The 16,872-nt window shown below is 35.0% G+C and carries 8 protein-coding genes; 4 read left to right on the top strand and 4 right to left on the bottom strand.

All coding sequences use genetic code 11. The annotated features are described in order from the left end of the window. Positions 1-111: 111 nt before the first annotated feature. Complete coding sequence (locus tag ACU1LP_RS03725) at positions 112-4,287, bottom strand: two-component regulator propeller domain-containing protein (RefSeq protein ID WP_445735604.1); 4,176 nt, start codon at positions 4,285-4,287, stop codon at positions 112-114. A 666-nt stretch (positions 4,288-4,953) separates the two neighbouring features. On the opposite strand from ACU1LP_RS03725, the gene ACU1LP_RS03720 reads away from it, so the two are divergent. Then, a complete protein-coding gene (locus ACU1LP_RS03720; RefSeq protein WP_445735603.1) occupies positions 4,954-7,710 on the top strand; it encodes a triple tyrosine motif-containing protein in 2,757 nt (918 codons plus the stop codon). Between the two features lie 835 nt (positions 7,711-8,545). Here ACU1LP_RS03720 and ahr read toward each other — a convergent pair. Continuing rightward, on the bottom strand, positions 8,546-9,553 hold the full coding sequence (gene ahr / locus ACU1LP_RS03715) for an NADPH-dependent aldehyde reductase Ahr (RefSeq protein ID WP_445731770.1): 1,008 nt from the start codon (positions 9,551-9,553) through the stop codon (positions 8,546-8,548). Between the two features lie 687 nt (positions 9,554-10,240). Here ahr and ACU1LP_RS03710 point away from each other — a divergent pair. From ACU1LP_RS03710 to ACU1LP_RS03700, 3 genes are all read left to right on the top strand, one after another. Further along, positions 10,241-10,855: a fumarylacetoacetate hydrolase family protein gene (locus tag ACU1LP_RS03710; protein WP_445735005.1), complete on the top strand. Its 615-nt coding sequence runs from the start codon at positions 10,241-10,243 to the stop codon at positions 10,853-10,855. 279 nt (positions 10,856-11,134) lie between these two features. Further along, positions 11,135-13,054, top strand: a complete 1,920-nt coding sequence (locus tag ACU1LP_RS03705; protein ID WP_445735602.1) for a DUF294 nucleotidyltransferase-like domain-containing protein — start codon at positions 11,135-11,137, stop codon at positions 13,052-13,054. After that, complete coding sequence (locus ACU1LP_RS03700) at positions 13,054-13,719, top strand: 3'-5' exonuclease (RefSeq protein WP_445735601.1); 666 nt, start codon at positions 13,054-13,056, stop codon at positions 13,717-13,719. The genes ACU1LP_RS03705 and ACU1LP_RS03700 overlap by 1 nt, the downstream gene beginning before the upstream one ends. Positions 13,720-13,902: 183 nt before the next feature. Here the strand turns inward: ACU1LP_RS03700 and ACU1LP_RS03695 are convergent, their stop codons facing one another. Further along, entirely contained in the window at positions 13,903-15,159 is a 1,257-nt protein-coding gene (locus ACU1LP_RS03695) for a glycoside hydrolase family 5 protein (protein WP_445735600.1), read from the bottom strand. 382 nt (positions 15,160-15,541) lie between these two features. Then, positions 15,542-16,861, bottom strand: a complete 1,320-nt coding sequence (locus tag ACU1LP_RS03690; RefSeq protein WP_445735599.1) for a glycoside hydrolase family 16 protein — start codon at positions 16,859-16,861, stop codon at positions 15,542-15,544. Positions 16,862-16,872: the final 11 nt, after the last annotated feature.

The following is a 16,872-nucleotide window of genomic DNA, read 5'->3' as shown; positions in this document are numbered from 1 at the left end:
GTTTCCTCCTTGAAAAAAGGGGAGGGATTGACCCCTCCGCATAAAGGCCCCTCCGCTTGAAAAAAGGGAAGGAATTAAACTAGATAGATTTATTAAGTTTTTTTGAGTCCTTTAAGAATTCGATTCAACTTCAGTAGGCAAAACACCAAAATGCGCCTTGAAACATTTCGTAAAATAGGAAGGCGAAGAAAACCCTACTTTATAACAAACCTCACTTACATTGGCACTGCCGGTTTCCAGTAATTGCTTGGCGCGTTGTAATCGTATTTTTCTTAAAAACTCATTGACCGTTTGCCCTGTTAGGGTTTTTATTTTTCTGTAAAGCTGACTTCTGCTTAAGTTTAATTCCTCAGCTAACAATTCTACACTTAAATCTGAATCGCTCATGTTTTTGTTAATAAAACTCAACACTTTTTGAATGAATTCTTTATCAATAGATATTGCATTCTTATTTTCTTCAGCACCACTTATTGCCCCAAAATATTTGTCAAAAATTAATTTCCTACTAGTAATTAATTGCGATACACGAAGTTTTAACAATCGCATATCAAACGGTTTTACCATATAGGCGTCTGCACCGTATCCAATACCTTCAATTCGGTCATCTATTCTTGTTTTAGCAGTAAGCATCAATAAAGGAATATGGCTGGTTCTTATATCGGTTTTAATTATTTTACAAAACTCGAAACCGTCCATTTCTGGCATAATCACATCGGTGATAATAGCATCCGGTAATGCTTCCCTAGATATCTCTAAACCTTCTTTTCCATTATTTGCTACTAAAATTTTATAATCTTTTTTAAGTTCATCACGCAAATAATTCCGAAGCTCTGTGTTATCCTCAACGATTAAGACGGTATAAGGTTTGGAAGTTTTCTCATCTGTGGAAATATCTTCTTTTGCTGATTCCGTATTAACCCTTGGAACAAATCGTTCTTTTAAAGAAATTGCAGAAGTTACTTCCGTAAGAAGTTCCTGTTCAGAAAAATGGATTTTCCCTGCCGGCAATAAAATTCTAAACGTGGTGCCCTCTCCCAATTTGCTTTCAACTTCAATTTTTCCTTTATGCAATTGAACAAAATTCTGGACTACTTCAAGCCCAATACCTGTGCCTCCATAATAAGTTTTATTCAAATTTTCTACTTGATAAAAACGTTCGAATATTCTTTTTGTTTGTTCTTTTTCCAAACCGGGACCTGTATCGGAAATTATAATTTCGATCACTTTAATGGGCTCTGTTTCACTAACCAATGGTAGCACAAATAAATCGTCCCTAGACAAGAGGTCAATGTTTATGGCACCACCATCCGGCGTTACTTTCATGGCATTGGAAAGTATGTTGAAAATAATTTTTTCCAACATACTTTCGTCTGCCCAAAGCGGAATATTGGGCACATCGGCATCTACCGCAAGATGTATGTTTCTATTATAGGCTTCTTCTTTAAAATAACCAATAATATCTTTAGTGAAGCTAACAGCATTTAATTCTTGAGCCCGTATTCGCATTTTGTTTAGCTCCAGCTTCCTAAAATCCATTAATTCATTGATGAGCCTATAAAGTCTATCAGTGTTTTTGTAAATGACATTGTGTTTTTCCTTAACCCTTATGGGAAGGTTCAATTTATCATCACTCATAATATCCTGTAAAGGATTGATCATCAACGTTAAAGGGGTTCTAAATTCATGGGAAATATTGGTAAAGAACTGAAGTTTCTTTTCATTTAATTCATCTTCCTGAATTCTTTGATTTCTTTCATTTCTTAGCAACTCCTTTTCTTTAATTCGGCCGAGGACTATTTTATTAAGCATATAAGCCGCACCAAAAAACAGCAACGTATATATTAGTAAAGCCCAATTTGTTTTCCACCAGGGTGGCAGAATCGTTATTTTTAATTCCAATGGTGTTTCATTCCAAACGCCATCATTATTGGCCGCCTTTAATTTAAAAATATAGTTACCTCTATCTAAATTAGTATAGGTGGCGCTTCTTAAATTGCCAACATAATTCCACGATTTTTCCAATCCTTCCAGATAATAGGCATACTGATTTTTCTCTGGCCTTGTGTAGCTTACCCCAGAATACTCAATGGTAAATACAGATTGTGTGTGGTTAAGTTTTATTTCGTCTGTTTCGGCCAATACTTGCTTTAAAGGAGAATTTTCTTTACCAGGCAAAACTTCTTTATTGAATAATTTGAGTCCTGTAAAATATAATGAAGGCAATCTTTTATTTGTGGTAATTTCTTCTGGATTAAAAAAATCAACGCCTTTATAGTTGCCAAAATATAAGATGCCTTGTTGGTCCTTTAAAACAGCGTTGAAGTTAAATTCATTCGATAAAAGTCCGTCGTTGGATGTAAAGTTTGTTACCTCATTATTTTTTATATCTAATTTTGAAAGTCCGGAATTCCCACTTACCCATAAATTTCCATCTTTACTTTCAATGATACTGGACACACTTTCTTCTGTAAAATTGTAAAGTTCATTATACCATTCAAATTTATTCTTATTGGTATAACGGCACAATCCAGAGCCTCTGGTTCCAATCCAAATAGACCCATCGATGCCTTCATACAATGACAGAATATGATTTGCACTTGTTTTATTTCTATAGCCATTCGCCATTTTATCTGAAATGGATTCGACTATAAGATCATTAGTTCCATTTTTTTTGATTCTAAACAAACCTTCGGTCGTGCCAACCCAGATATCATTCTTGGAATCAACCAACACTTTTCTAACGTCATCCCCAATTATTTCTTTTTTGGGAAATGGAGACATCTTCTGATTTGTGAATTTTTCGGTTTTAGGGTTGTATGATAAAACCCCACTATGAAACGTTCCTATCCAAATGATGCCATCTGAATCTTCATCAAAACTCAATATACTATTAGAGTTGATATTAGGGGTATTCGAAGAATTATAATTAATAAACTTATTAGACCCATTTTTCAATAAAAACAACCCATTGTTCCAACTGCCTGCCCAAATATTTTTTTTGCTATCTATAAAAACGGTTTGAATATCTAAACTTGTTAAGCCAGAGTAACTGTTGCTATCTGTTTTATTAATATGTTCAAACTTGTTGGTTTGAGAATCATAAATATCGATACCTCCCCCATCCATACTAATCCAAAATTTACCATTGGCGTCTTGCTCAATAGCTGTAACGGAACCAAATTGAAGTGAATTGGAATTGCTTGGCAAACTTTCCAAACCATTAAACTTATCGTATAATTTATCATAAACCGCCACGCCACTATTATAATAACCCATCCATATTCTTTCGTTATTATCCACAAACAACGACCAAATGGAATTTGATCTTATGCCGTTTCTATCGGTTTTATCGAGTAAATAATTCTTGATTAAAGTGCCATTTTGATTCAGATGGATCAATCCATCATTTTCGGTACCAATCATTAGAGTGCCGTCGGGGATTTGAACCATTGATAAAATTCGTTTAGTGGTAATTTTGTAATGATTAAAACCCAGGGAATCGTCCTTCCCTGTACTTAAAATGGATGCTTTATACAGACCATTGGCGAGCGTACCCACCCAAATATTATTTGAATTATCCAATAAAATGGATTGAATGGGGTCGTCAATTGAAGTTATACCATTGCTTGAAGAAAAGAAACATTTTTTTAGCGTATTAGTGGTGCTGTCATATTCACGAAGCCCTATACTGGTGCCTGCATAAATTTTTCCTTTGTCACTAATTTGGAGGCTGTTAATATTTACATTACTTGTTTCCCTGTTAAAACCTTCAATGGGTATTTCCTCAATTTTTTGACTCTTGTTATTAAGTTTATAGAATCCGTTTTCAAAAGTACCAATGTAAATATTTCCAGATTCATCCGAAACCAAACTACTGACTGCTATAGAAAAGTTTCCATTATTTTCTGCTTGGCTAATTGGGATTCTTTTAAATTTATCAAACTTTCTATCGTACAGATTAAGGCCATCTTCAGTTCCAACCCATAACCTGTTTTTAGCATCTAGATAAGTGCAATAAATTAAATTACTGCTTAAAGATATTGAATCGTTTAAAATGTGTTTATGGGAAACAAAATCAATCCCATCAAATTTGTATAATCCGGCACCGTTAGTACCAATCCAAATAAACCCGTAACTATCTTGTGTAATACCAGATACGGCTACTTTAGAAATACCCTCTTTAATATTAACAAAATTGTATTCCTTTAGGTTTCCTTGTGCCCATAATTGTAAACTTGCCAGGAAATAAAAAATAAAAAATCTGTGAATGTGATTATTTAAAACCATAACGGTATAAAACTTTTATTTTGGACTAAAGTTACTGTTTTTTGTTATTATCTATCAATTTTGAAACCTTTTAAAGCCGTGTTGTTGGCTATTTATGCACGCTACCATCTATGCAAATAATACTTTAATGAAGTAAATAGCATAACCGGACGAATTTTAAAAAACAGGTTTTTTCCAGTTTAAATTTGTTGAAAATATTCATCTGATTTTTCATCACAAGTTAAGTTTAAAGTGTGCTATTTATATTGATAAAATTTGCTATAAAATTACACACATAATGAAAATAGAATTGTAACAAATCAAGCATTTTGTATCACAAATGGTGTAAAAAATTTTCCTTCTACTGTATTATCATCTCTTAATTATTTTTTAGTTTTAAAACCAGATAAAATCCATGTAATTAAATGAAAATATAAATATGGGACCAATTAGAAATATAAACTTATGTATCTTAGATTTTCCATAAAATTAACGACTCCCCAATTTCTTTTCCTCCATACTATCATCAATAATTGCTTTACTCTTAACCTGCACACTACCATTATACCCACACAAAAACCATACAAAAACTCTTTGAGCGGTTATTTTTAGTAATTTAGTAACTTAACAACACTTATTTTGCTTTTGAAATTAGAAAACCCATTTTATTCATTTATATTTTTTATAATGTCTTTTTTCTTGATAGCTCAAGAACGCCCTACTATTGAAATATTTAGACCGATTGATTATGGTGCAGAAACTCAAAATTGGTCTATTTCGCAATCTAAAAACAAATTCATATATGTTGCTAACAATAAAGGCTTGCTAGAATTTAATGGTGCTGAATGGCAATTGTACAATTCACCAAATGAAACTATTATTAGATCTGTTAATGTTATTGATGAGTTAATATATACAGGATGTTATAGAGAATTTGGTTTTTGGAAGCGAAACGAATTTGGGCTGCTGGTTTATACCTCATTATCAAAGAAGCTCAAAATTAAATTTTTAGACGATGAAGAGTTTTGGAATATTATTAGGATAGATAATTATATTTTATTTCAATCGTTAAACAGAATCTATGTTTATAATCAAGACAGTAAGTCCTATACTTTTATAGAATCTAAAACAGGTATCTCCAAAATGTTTGAAGTAAATAAAACCATTTATTATCAAAAAAATAGAGATGGAATATACAAGATTGAGAACGGTGCATCAAAATTGGTTTCAGATAATCAAATTTTAAAAAATAATCTTCTCGTCAATATCTTTGATTTTCATGGGAAACTATTAATGGAAACGGAAGATTCAGGTTTTTTTGTGCTAGAAAACAATACACTAGCTAAATGGAACGTGCCCGCAAATCAAGTTCTATTAAAAGAAAATGTTTACCGAAGCATCCAATTAAAAGATAAAAACTTTATTCTGGGCACGCGCTCAAATGGGGTTTTGAATGTAACACAAGAGGGTGTTATTGATTATAAGATCAATACCATTAACGGATTGAGCAATAACACAATTCATTTTATTTATGAAGATGTAGAACATAACATTTGGCTCGCTTTAAATAACGGAATTAATTGCATAAACGTTGATTCTCCTTTTAATATTTTTAATGATGCCAAAGGAAAAATAGGCAGCGTTAATGCGTCTGCGGTATTTAACAATAATTTGTACCTAGGCAGTAACCAAGGGCTATTTGTTAAGCCTTTAAATGAAGAAACAGCCTTTAAATTTATTGAAGGCACGCAAGGCGCCGTATGGAGTTTGAATGACATTGATAATCAACTTTTTTGTGGCCATGACTCAGGGACATTTGTTGTTAACAATGGGGCTGTTACAAAAATTGCAGATATACAAGGAACATGGAATGTTTTACCTATAAACAATAACCTACTGCTTCAAGGTAACTACGATGGTTTATATGTTTTGGAAAAATTAAATGGAACATGGCGTTTAAAGAATAAAATTGAAGGCTTCAATCTGTCCAGCAGGTTTTTTGAAATTGCGAACAACAACAAAATATTGGTTAGCCATGAATACAGAGGTGTTTATAAAATTAAAGTTGATAAAGAATTAACCAAAACGTTGGAAATTATAAAAGACGCAACCATTGAAAATGAATTAAACACAAGTATTATAAAATATAATGACCAAATCTTATTTACATGCAATCAAGGTGTTTACAAATACAATGAGGCTAAAAACCTGTTCTTTAAAGATTCTATTTTAAGTAAATTGATTTTAAAGGATGATTATACTTCAGGACGCTTATTATTTAACAAAAGCACCAATACACTATTTAGCTTTTCCAAGAAAAATTTAAATTATATGAAACCGGAAAAATTAACTGGGGCACCAATAGTAAACCGGATATCATTTTCAAAAACGCTTCCAAGAGGGCAAACAGGTTATGAAAACATTACCAATATAAAGGACAATAAATACCTAATTGGAACCTCTTCAGGTTACGTTATTGTAGATTTGGACAAGATAGAAAAAAAGGTGTATACGGTAAACATTAGTTCCATTTCCATTAACGACCTAAAGTCTACCACCCACGTAAATAAAGATGTGGAAGGCACATTTAAAAATCAAGAAAACAATATAGAGTTCAGGTATAACGTGGCAGAATTCGATAAATATTTTGATACGGAATACCAATATCAGTTAGAAACAATGTACCCCGAATGGAGCAATTGGGATCCTAGCCCGGTTATTTCTTTTAAAAATTTACAATATGGGAACTATACCCTGAATGTTCGGGCTAAAGTTGGAAATACGCTAACTAAAAATGTGGCATCTTACAAATTCAGTATTGAAAGGCCGTGGCATCTTTCAAACTTAATGATTTTATTTTATGGCCTACTGCTGTTGTTTTTTTCATTATTTATGCACCATGTGTATAAGCGCCATTATAGAAAGCAACGTGAAAAATTATTGGAACGGACCATGCACGAGCTAGAGTTGAAGGAACTAGAGAATAAACAACAACTGATGCGCTTTAACAATGACAAGCTCAGACAGGATATTGATAACAAAAACAGAGAGTTGGGCATATCTACCATGAGCTTAATCAAAAAGAATGAGTTCCTCAATAATATTAAAAAAGAACTGAACAAAGTTGAAGACCCTAAACAGTTAAAACACGTAATTAAGATTATTGATCGAAATATAAATAATTCAGACGATTGGCATCTATTTGAAGAAGCGTTCAATAATGCCGATAAGGATTTCTTAAAAAAGATTAAACACGAACACCCATCCTTAACCCATAATGATTTAAGGTTATGCGCTTACCTTAGGCTAAACCTATCCTCAAAGGAAATAGCACCGTTGCTTAATATTTCTGCAAGAAGCGTTGAGGTAAAACGCTATCGACTGCGAAAAAAAATGGACTTGCCCCACGAATCGAGCTTAACAGACTATATTTTAGAAATATAATCCATAACAGGCATTTATTTTACCTATACATTGCCACAACATAGGCTATTTTTTTACGCCTTTCCCAAAGGTAAAAAATGTGCAGAGTCCGTTCAAACACCTTTGTTTGTTGCTGTCTGGCCCTCCCACATAGCCTTCGTGTTCCGCCCTATTGTTCCGTGGGCAGGTACCTTTCGATATTTTCTGCTTTCTGCCCTTCTTTTGGCAACGCTCATTTACCATCACTTCTTAAAGCTCGGCCCTTTCCGATGCGGTCGTGTAACGGATACTATGGCCTCGGCCGGCTTCTCACGGCAATTGTTATCATGTTCCATACTTTGTTTAAACATGTCCGTGAGACCTCCCGTGGTAAGGCCAAGAACCTTCGTTCCATAGCCCGTCCCGAACATCGGGATGCCCGCACAATTTACACCGCAACGCCCATGTAGCTTTTGGACTTCGTTTTGTTGTGCAAACTCGTCCACGTTGCAAATGCCTGATTGTATTCGTGTTCCTCGGGCCGGAACTTTGCCGCTGGCTTCCTTCATCCCGATAGATTCTATCGGGACACCTCGCAATGGGCACCCTTGCCCTAAGCTAATGGCAGGTAACCACAGACCTCCATAACGGACTTGCACCGTCTGGTTATTTGCCATGCACGGCACACCATAAAAAAACCACTCCAATAGAAGTGGTTTTAGTCCGTAAAAATAAGCTTTATCTAACTAATCGCGTTTTGCCTTTTTAGCAAGTTTTGCTGCTTTTTTCTCTTTTGGTGTTAAGAGTGGTTCTTTTTTAACATTCTTTTTTGCGTCTTGTGATTTTGCCATAATGAATACATTTAAGTGATACTATTTTATGCTTTTAATACTACTCTAAACCGTGCTTTACCATCTTCTAGGTGTTTCAATGCTTTGTTGACGTCTTCCATTTTAAATTCCTCTACGGTTGGGTAAATGTTGTGACGAACGCAAAATTCCAACATTTTTCTGGTTAATGCAATGCTTCCCAACGGACTTCCTCCTACCGATTTTTCGCCCATTATCAAGCTAAATGCAGGAATGGCCATGGGTTCCAATACGGCACCGACCGTATGCAGTTTGCCTTGGGGCGCTAAAGTAGTTAAAAACGAATTCCAATCAAGACTTACATTGGTGGTATTTAAAATGAAATTCAAGGTGCCTGCAATGCTTTCCAAATCTTGAGGTTTGGTGGAATCGATCACTTTATGCGCTCCCATTTTTAGAATGTCTTCTTTCTTTTTAGGGCTGGAACTAAATGCTATAACCTCACATCCCCAGGCTTTTAAAAATTTAATGGCCATGTGTCCCAATCCGCCAACGCCTATTACCCCTACTTTATCCGTGGGTTGGACCCCCGATAAAACAATCGGGTTAAAAACGGTAATGCCGCCACAAAACAACGGGCCTGCTTTTGCCATATCCAAACCTTTTGGCAAGGGCGTAACCCAGGACCAATGCCCTCTAACGGCATCAGCGAATCCACCATGACGCCCCACTATGGTGCTTTCCACACTTCCACATAAATGTTGTTTTCCGTCCATACATTGGTTGCAGTGCATACACGAAGCAGAATACCAACCCATGCCTACTTTATCGCCTATTTTTAGGCCTTTTACCTCTTTTCCCAAAGCGGTAACCTCACCAACTATTTCATGCCCAGGAATCAATGGATATTGCGTCATTCCCCAATCATTGTTTATCATACTCAAATCAGAATGGCAAATACCGCAATAATGCACCTTAATATCTACTTCTTCATTACCTATTGCTGGTAATTCGTATTGAAATTTCTCTAGTTTTCCGCCTGCTTCCTTAGAAGCATAGGCATTGATTTTCTTCATAATGTTACGATTGAATTATTTGCATGAATTTAAGCATTCCATTTCTAATAGTCCAACAGAATAAGTTAAAATTAAAATAATTTTTAGTCCTATATTTATTAGTATATGACAATAAATAGTTAGTTACGCGAATCAAGAGTGAAAATATTATAATTATTCAGCCGAGTGAAAATTGGAATGCGCACTTATCTTAGGGGCGTTAGCCTTGTAGGCTTAGTAGTAGCAAAATGAGCCATGATGATGAATTAGGGGCTTTGGCCCTGACATCTTTAATAAAATAATTATGTACGTGTTTGCCATGTTTATTGAATTTCAGGATTATCTGTTTTTTGTTCATTATCGTGTTAATTTATTAAGATAACAGGGCTACGCCCCTTTTTATTTAATTAACGTTTGTATGTATCTACTACGATTTTAGGGCTAACGCCCCTAATATTGTCTTATAAATCGTAATGGATTTTAATCTTTTCAACACTTGATTCGCATTAGTTATTATTTAGGCAGATTATATCATTGACCCATCCGCCTATCGGCATACCGAAAATTCGGCACAAGCCATCCCCTTAAAAAAAAGAATTTTTAGGGCATTGATATTTAATGGTTTTAAATTATTGTTTTAAATTTTGTCATGTACTTAACCTGTATTTATTAAATTTACATCTTAATCATTTAACTAAATTAAATACTATGAAAATTATTGGCATTGGCAAAAACTATGTGAGCAAAAAAGAAGATATTAAAGCCCTTAAAAATGGAGATCAGACTATATTTTTAAAGGCCGAAAGCACCTTGGTTACCAATAATGAAGATGTGGTGTACCCATCCATTACAAACGAATTGGCTTATGAAGTTGAATTGGTTGCAAAAATTGGTAAAAAAGGAAAGGATATTTCTTTGGAAAATGCGCCTTCCTTTATTTCTGAAATCGCTGTGGGAATTGATTATACGGCCAAAGATGTGCTTGCTGCCAGTAGAGAAAACAAAGGGCCTTGGGCATTGGCAAAGGGTTTTGATGGTGCGTCACCTATATCTAACTTTAAACCCATTTCTGATTTTCTTGATTTAAGCTATATTAATTTTAATTTGGTTATTAACGGTGAAGAAAAACAAACAGGAAACACCGATTTTATGATTTATAGTTTTGCTGAGATTATTGCCTTTGTGTCCAAATACATGACTTTGGAACCCGGCGATCTTATATTTACGGGAACACCCGCTTTGGGCGCTGGATTGAATGTTAAAGGAGACCACCTGCAAGCCTTTATTGAAGGTGAATTGCTTTTGGATTTTAAAATAGTTTAGGTTTCATTGTACATTCTTGTGCGATAAGGAATCAAGACCGCTTCGCTGTTAGTCCCGATAGCTATCGGGAAAAGAACAAAGACTTAATTGTAACTAATTGATAAACAGTTTAAATGTTGGATAAAATTTTTATAAATCCTAAATTCTTAGTAGGATTTTAAAACTAGATGAAAGTCTAATAATAGAGCGAAATGCCCTAGAACTAATGACTGTATCTAAACATTTTTATCGGACAACAATGTTTATTTTAATAAAAAATCAAGAATTAAAGAATGAAGAATGAAAAATTCTATTGCTGAACGCGTTTTCGATTTTTTAAAACTGTACCCTCCTTTTAATATTGTTAATAATGATGGCTTATTTGAAATTTCAAAAGAAGTTTCCATTATCTATTTGGAAAAGGGCGATACGCTATTTAAAAAAGGGGACGCGTTCCATGAGCATTTTTATTTGGTGCGAAACGGTGCCATCACCATATTTCATACGAATCCTGATAATACACAGGAAATCATCAATATTTGCGATGCGGGCGATATTTTTGGTGTACGCCCGCTTATAGCCAAAGAAAACTACAAACTAACGGCTTCGGCTAATGAAGAGTCCATTGTTTATGCCATTCCTATTGCCAAATTCCAGTCCGTAACACATGATAATGCCAGTGTTTATAAATTTTTGATCACGGCATTTGCAACCAATGCCTACGACCCCTACACTGCAGAAGAAACCGGAAAAATATTTGCCGATTATCTTCCCAGTACCTCACAGGATATCGTTAGCTTTCAAACAGCAAATTACACAAAAAACCCCATTACCTGCGATTTTAAATCCTCGTTAAAAGATGCCGCCATTAAAATGAGTGCCCATAAAATTGGGTGTATGATTGTTATTGACGACGACAAAAAACCAGTGGGCATTATTACCAACAGCGATATTAAAAATAAAATTGCCACGGGTTTATTCCCTATTGATACACCGGTTACCAATATTATGAGTTCGCCCGTTATTACCAATAAAAATGATTTAACGGTCGCTGAAGGCCAGCTTCAAATGATAAAACACCATATTGGGCATTTATGCATTACAAAAGATGGCACCATAAATTCCAAACTTATTGGGGTATTGACACACCATGATGTTTTGGTTACTTTGGGCAATAATCCATCCGTCATATTAAAAGAAATCGAACGGGCAAAACGCACAAAAAAAATAAGGGCCGCCAGGTTAAAGGCCAATACCCTTTTAAAAAGTTATCTGGAACAGAACATTCCCATCTCTCACATCATAAAAGTGATTTCGCAAATTAACGATGCGGTTACCATTCGTGCCATAGAAATTGCCTTAAAAAAAATGCCCACACCGCCGCCTGTACCATTTTCGTGGATTGCTTTGGGAAGCCAAGGCAGAAAAGAACAATTACTTTTTACCGACCAAGATAATGGCCTTATTTTTCAAGATGTTCCCGAAGAGAACTATCCGGAAACGCAAGCCTATTTTTTGGAATTGACAAAATTGGTTACCAAATCCTTAAACAAAATCGGGTTTGAATATTGTGAAGCCGATATGATGGCAAGCAATGTGGAATGGTGCAAATCCATCAGCGCATGGACATTGCAATTTGAAAATTGGATCTTACATCCCGACGAAAAGGCCGTTTTGCTTTCCTCCATTTTTTTCGATTACAACCATGTATATGGCGATAAAAGTCTTGTTGATGCTTTATCAGATTCTATCTATGACTCTTTAAACAAAACCTCGTTGTTCTTTAAGTTTTTAGGAAGTGACGCCGTTAAAAGTCCGCCACCCCTCGGTTTTTTCAAACAATTTTTAGTGGAAGAAAATGGCGAGCAAAAAGATCTTTTCAACATAAAAAGCAGAGCTTTAATGCCATTGATTGATGCTGCCCGTATACTGGTTTTAAACCATAACATTAAGGATGTAAACAATACTTCCGAACGTTTTGAGAAATTAGCGGAAATAGAACCCAATAACAAAGAGCTTTTCGAATCGTGTTCGTATGCATTTAAAGCGTTGCTGAAATTCAAGACCAAACAAGGATTATTGCACAATACTTCCGGAAAATTTATTGCCTTGGAAACCCTGACCAAAGAAGAAAAACTTAAGTTGAAACGCTGCTTTAAACCCATCCATGAAGTGCAGGATGCCTTGAAGATGAGGTTCGATCTAAAAAACTTTTTATAATGGATTTTGATTGGTTGTTTAAGAAAAAACAAACGTTTCCAGATTTTTGGAACGATTATCTTAATTACTTTGACAAGAAAAAAAACAGTGAAGCTGTTGCCAATGCACGGTTTATAGCCTTTGATACCGAAACCACGGGGTTCGACAAAAAAGAAGATAGAATTCTATCGATAGGCGCGGTGGCTTTTATTGGAAAAAAAATTGAAGTAAGCAACACCTTGGAACTGTATTTGGAACAAGCTGTTTTTAAAGCCGAAACGGTTGAAATACATGGGTTGATGAAAAAGGGGGCTTTTGAAAAAGTAACGGAATTGGAAGCCATCAAAATATTTTTAGCATACATAAAAAACGATGTTTTAATTGCGCACCATGCCAATTTTGATAAAAATATGATAAACGAAATGCTTTTGCGCCATGGTTTGGGCAAATTGAAAAACAAGTTTATAGATACCGGCTATTTATATAAAAAATCAAAGCATATTATTTATCGGGAAAACCTGAAATCGTATTCTTTAGACGATTTATGTAAAGAACTTAACGTGCCCACCGTTGATAGGCACACCGCTACTGGAGATGCCTTAATAACCGCTTTGGTGTTTTTAAAAATTCTGGCGCGTTTAGATAAGCGCAAACATTTAAATTGGGGGTATTTGTTGGGTGGGTGATGATGGTTTATCTGTCGGTCTCTAGGAGTTCACTGTAAACATTGTACTTATTATTATGTATTGGATATGATTACTGGATTGGTTTTTTTGAAAACCTGCTTGCTACCGGTAATGCAGCAATAATAGATTAAACCCGTAAAAATTTCAATTATATAAACCTTGATTAATTTGAAGATTCCAATCTTAATCAGAGCTAAAACCCAAACCTTTTGTATATCCTTTATTTACAAAGTTATTTTTATAAAGACTATTTTCTAAAAATTGATTCAATGCTTTTTGGACTTCAACAATATGGGGCCTGTTCTCTCTAATTTTAGCATAAGTGGAACGATCGCTTTTGGCATATTCAGTAATTAAATGATAGTTTTCGGGCTCATTAAAATTCATGATCCCACGAGGGTTGTTCATTTTTTTATATGGCCAAAAACACCAATTAACTTGATGTTTATCCAACAATACTCTAAACTCCTTTATCCATTCGTCCGTGTTCTCACCAGTTTCACCAATATAAATAGGCACTTGGTTTTTATCTCTAAAATCTAAATAGGTTTGTATGGCTTCTTGATTGACATCGAACCAATATTTATGGAATTCGTACACAACGTTCGTATCTACCAATGCTTCAAAAACGTCGAAATTACCACTCCAATTAGAACCATTTAGGAAAATGGTATGTGCTTGGTCAACCTGCCTGATTTCTTCAATTATTCGGCTATATAATAAAAACAACTGGTGGTTCAAATCTTCCAACTCATCATTAAAATAATGCGCAATAGGTTCGTTTACAATATCATAACCTATTATTACAGGTTCATTTTTATATTTTTTAGCGATGCTTACCCAAATTTTAGTCATTAAATCTTGCGACGATTTGCTTTTAAAAAGATACGGATACCCATAACTGTCGTCAATATTATCACCTGTTTGACCTCCCGGAGCACTATGCATATCCAACAAAACATACATTTTTTCTTCTCTACACCAGGTAATCAATCGATCAAAATACTTAAAACCTGCATTCCGTTCTCCCATATACAAATCATCGGTAAACATTTTATAGTGGAACGGCAACCTTAAATGGTTGGCGCCTATTTTTTTCAAGTATTTAATATCCTCATGCGTTATGTAGTTATTTAAAAAACCATTCCAAAAAACCTTTAAACTATCTGGACCTACCAATTCATAAAGTAGCTCATCGATCTTACGAGGTGAGTTAACTTGTTCCATTTTAAACATATAACCTTCTGGCACAAACCAGTTGCCTAAATTTGTTCCTTTTAAAATAATGGAATTTCCCTTATCATCGACCAATTGAGTTCCGTTGGTCTTTATAAAACTTAAGGTGTTTTCTACAGCTTTTTTAGAGGTTTCTGGTGTTTTTACTTTACAGGAAAAACATACTGTAATCAATACGATTGTGCAAAAAACAACGAGTTTCATATTTTTTATTTTATAATGACATTGAAGTACAATAAACTCATTTAAATAAATGTTGGGCCCTACCAGTGGCCCAACACTTAAAACTAAAACAAACTAAACATAATTTTTATGTGCATGACAAAAAATGGTTGGATACTATTCAAATAGTCGTTATCATTGACCCCTCCACCTATCGGCATACCGAAAATTCGGCACAAACTCTCCCCTTGAAAAAAGGGGAGGAATTATCAAGTGGCTTATTTTTAATGTTTTGAACTTCTCATTTTCATTTTTGTCATGTACTTAATTAAGTACTTAACATAATTCTTAACTAAAAAATTAACTTTTGAAGTTTTCATTTGTCATATTAAAAAGACCATCTTTAATCTTGTATTTTATTTTTTTACAGTGCATAGACCCGCACCCAATCAATATACACATCGGATGGAAATTGTGCCTCTGGAACAATGGATCCACCATACGTATAATCCTTTCCGCCAACCCCAGCACTTAAAATAGCATACATTTTATGTTCAAACGGATGCCATTCTTCAAAATGATTGGAATATTCGGACACATTAACACGACGCCCATCTATAATTTTTACCGAAATTTTATCTTGTCCATCAACCGTGTATGCACCACCGTCATTCAAATAATGGATATGGTACACATGGTTATCCACAAAAAACTCTATTCTATCATTGTACCAATCAATACCATATTGATGAAATGCTGCGCTTCCAGCATTTAAATTACCTTCTGCTGGCGGGTAATTACCATAGCCGGGTTCGGCGGGGTTTGGAGTTTGTTGGGTTTCATAATTATAATAGCCTCCTAAATACCCATGGTTCCAATCAAAGTATTCGTTATTTTTCCATTCCCAAGCATAGTGTACCGTGCCTAAATTATTAAAAGGGATGGCACCTACATATTCCATGATATCAATTTCACCCCCTTGTGGCCACATGATAAAGTCGCGATTAGCTGGTTTTTCTTGGGGCATCATCCAAAAGGCAAATCCTTGCCCCTTATGTTTAACGCCCTTGGCATAAACCCGCGCCACGATACGATGCCCTGGGCCCCAGGAAGCTTTACCGGCGGTATTAATTCTACCACTGGTATAATTTCTATCTATATATGATTCTTTTCGGGTTGAAATAACCAAACAGCCACCATCAGCACCTGCAACACCGTTTTTAAAGCTAATGTTTTCTGCTCTTTCCGTCGCTCTATCCAATTGTCCGGTGCCCCAATCACCATTAACACCTGTGCCCGTTTCAATGCTCCAATTCGTTAAATTCAAACTACCACTGTTAAACTCATCAGACCATATTAAGTTTCCACCTGTTCCCAACACAGTTCCAACAAAGACCGTTAAAGTAATCGTGCCACTAATAAATTGATCTCTATTATATGCTGAGACAATCACCGTATAATTTTTGGTCCCCGATGACGTAAAAGTATATGAGAAAGCATTGGCAGTTATTTCTTTTGTTTCACCATTTATAAGTACTTTATATGATGTGGCATTGGTTGCGTTTATTGTAAAATTTACCACACCAGTACCATCGCCATTTGGATTTTCGGTAGAGGCACCAACAATTTCTGCGTTAATAGTTAGGTTAGATGGTACAACAGTTTCTGTGGCACCATTACCATCACCACTACAGGATTGAAGGATAAACAAAAAACTTAAAAACAGTAAACTCAATTTGGACATGTTGTTATAAT

It is taken from the genome of Mariniflexile sp., assembly GCF_052728615.1.
This window is presented reverse-complemented; position numbering and strand designations above follow the sequence as displayed.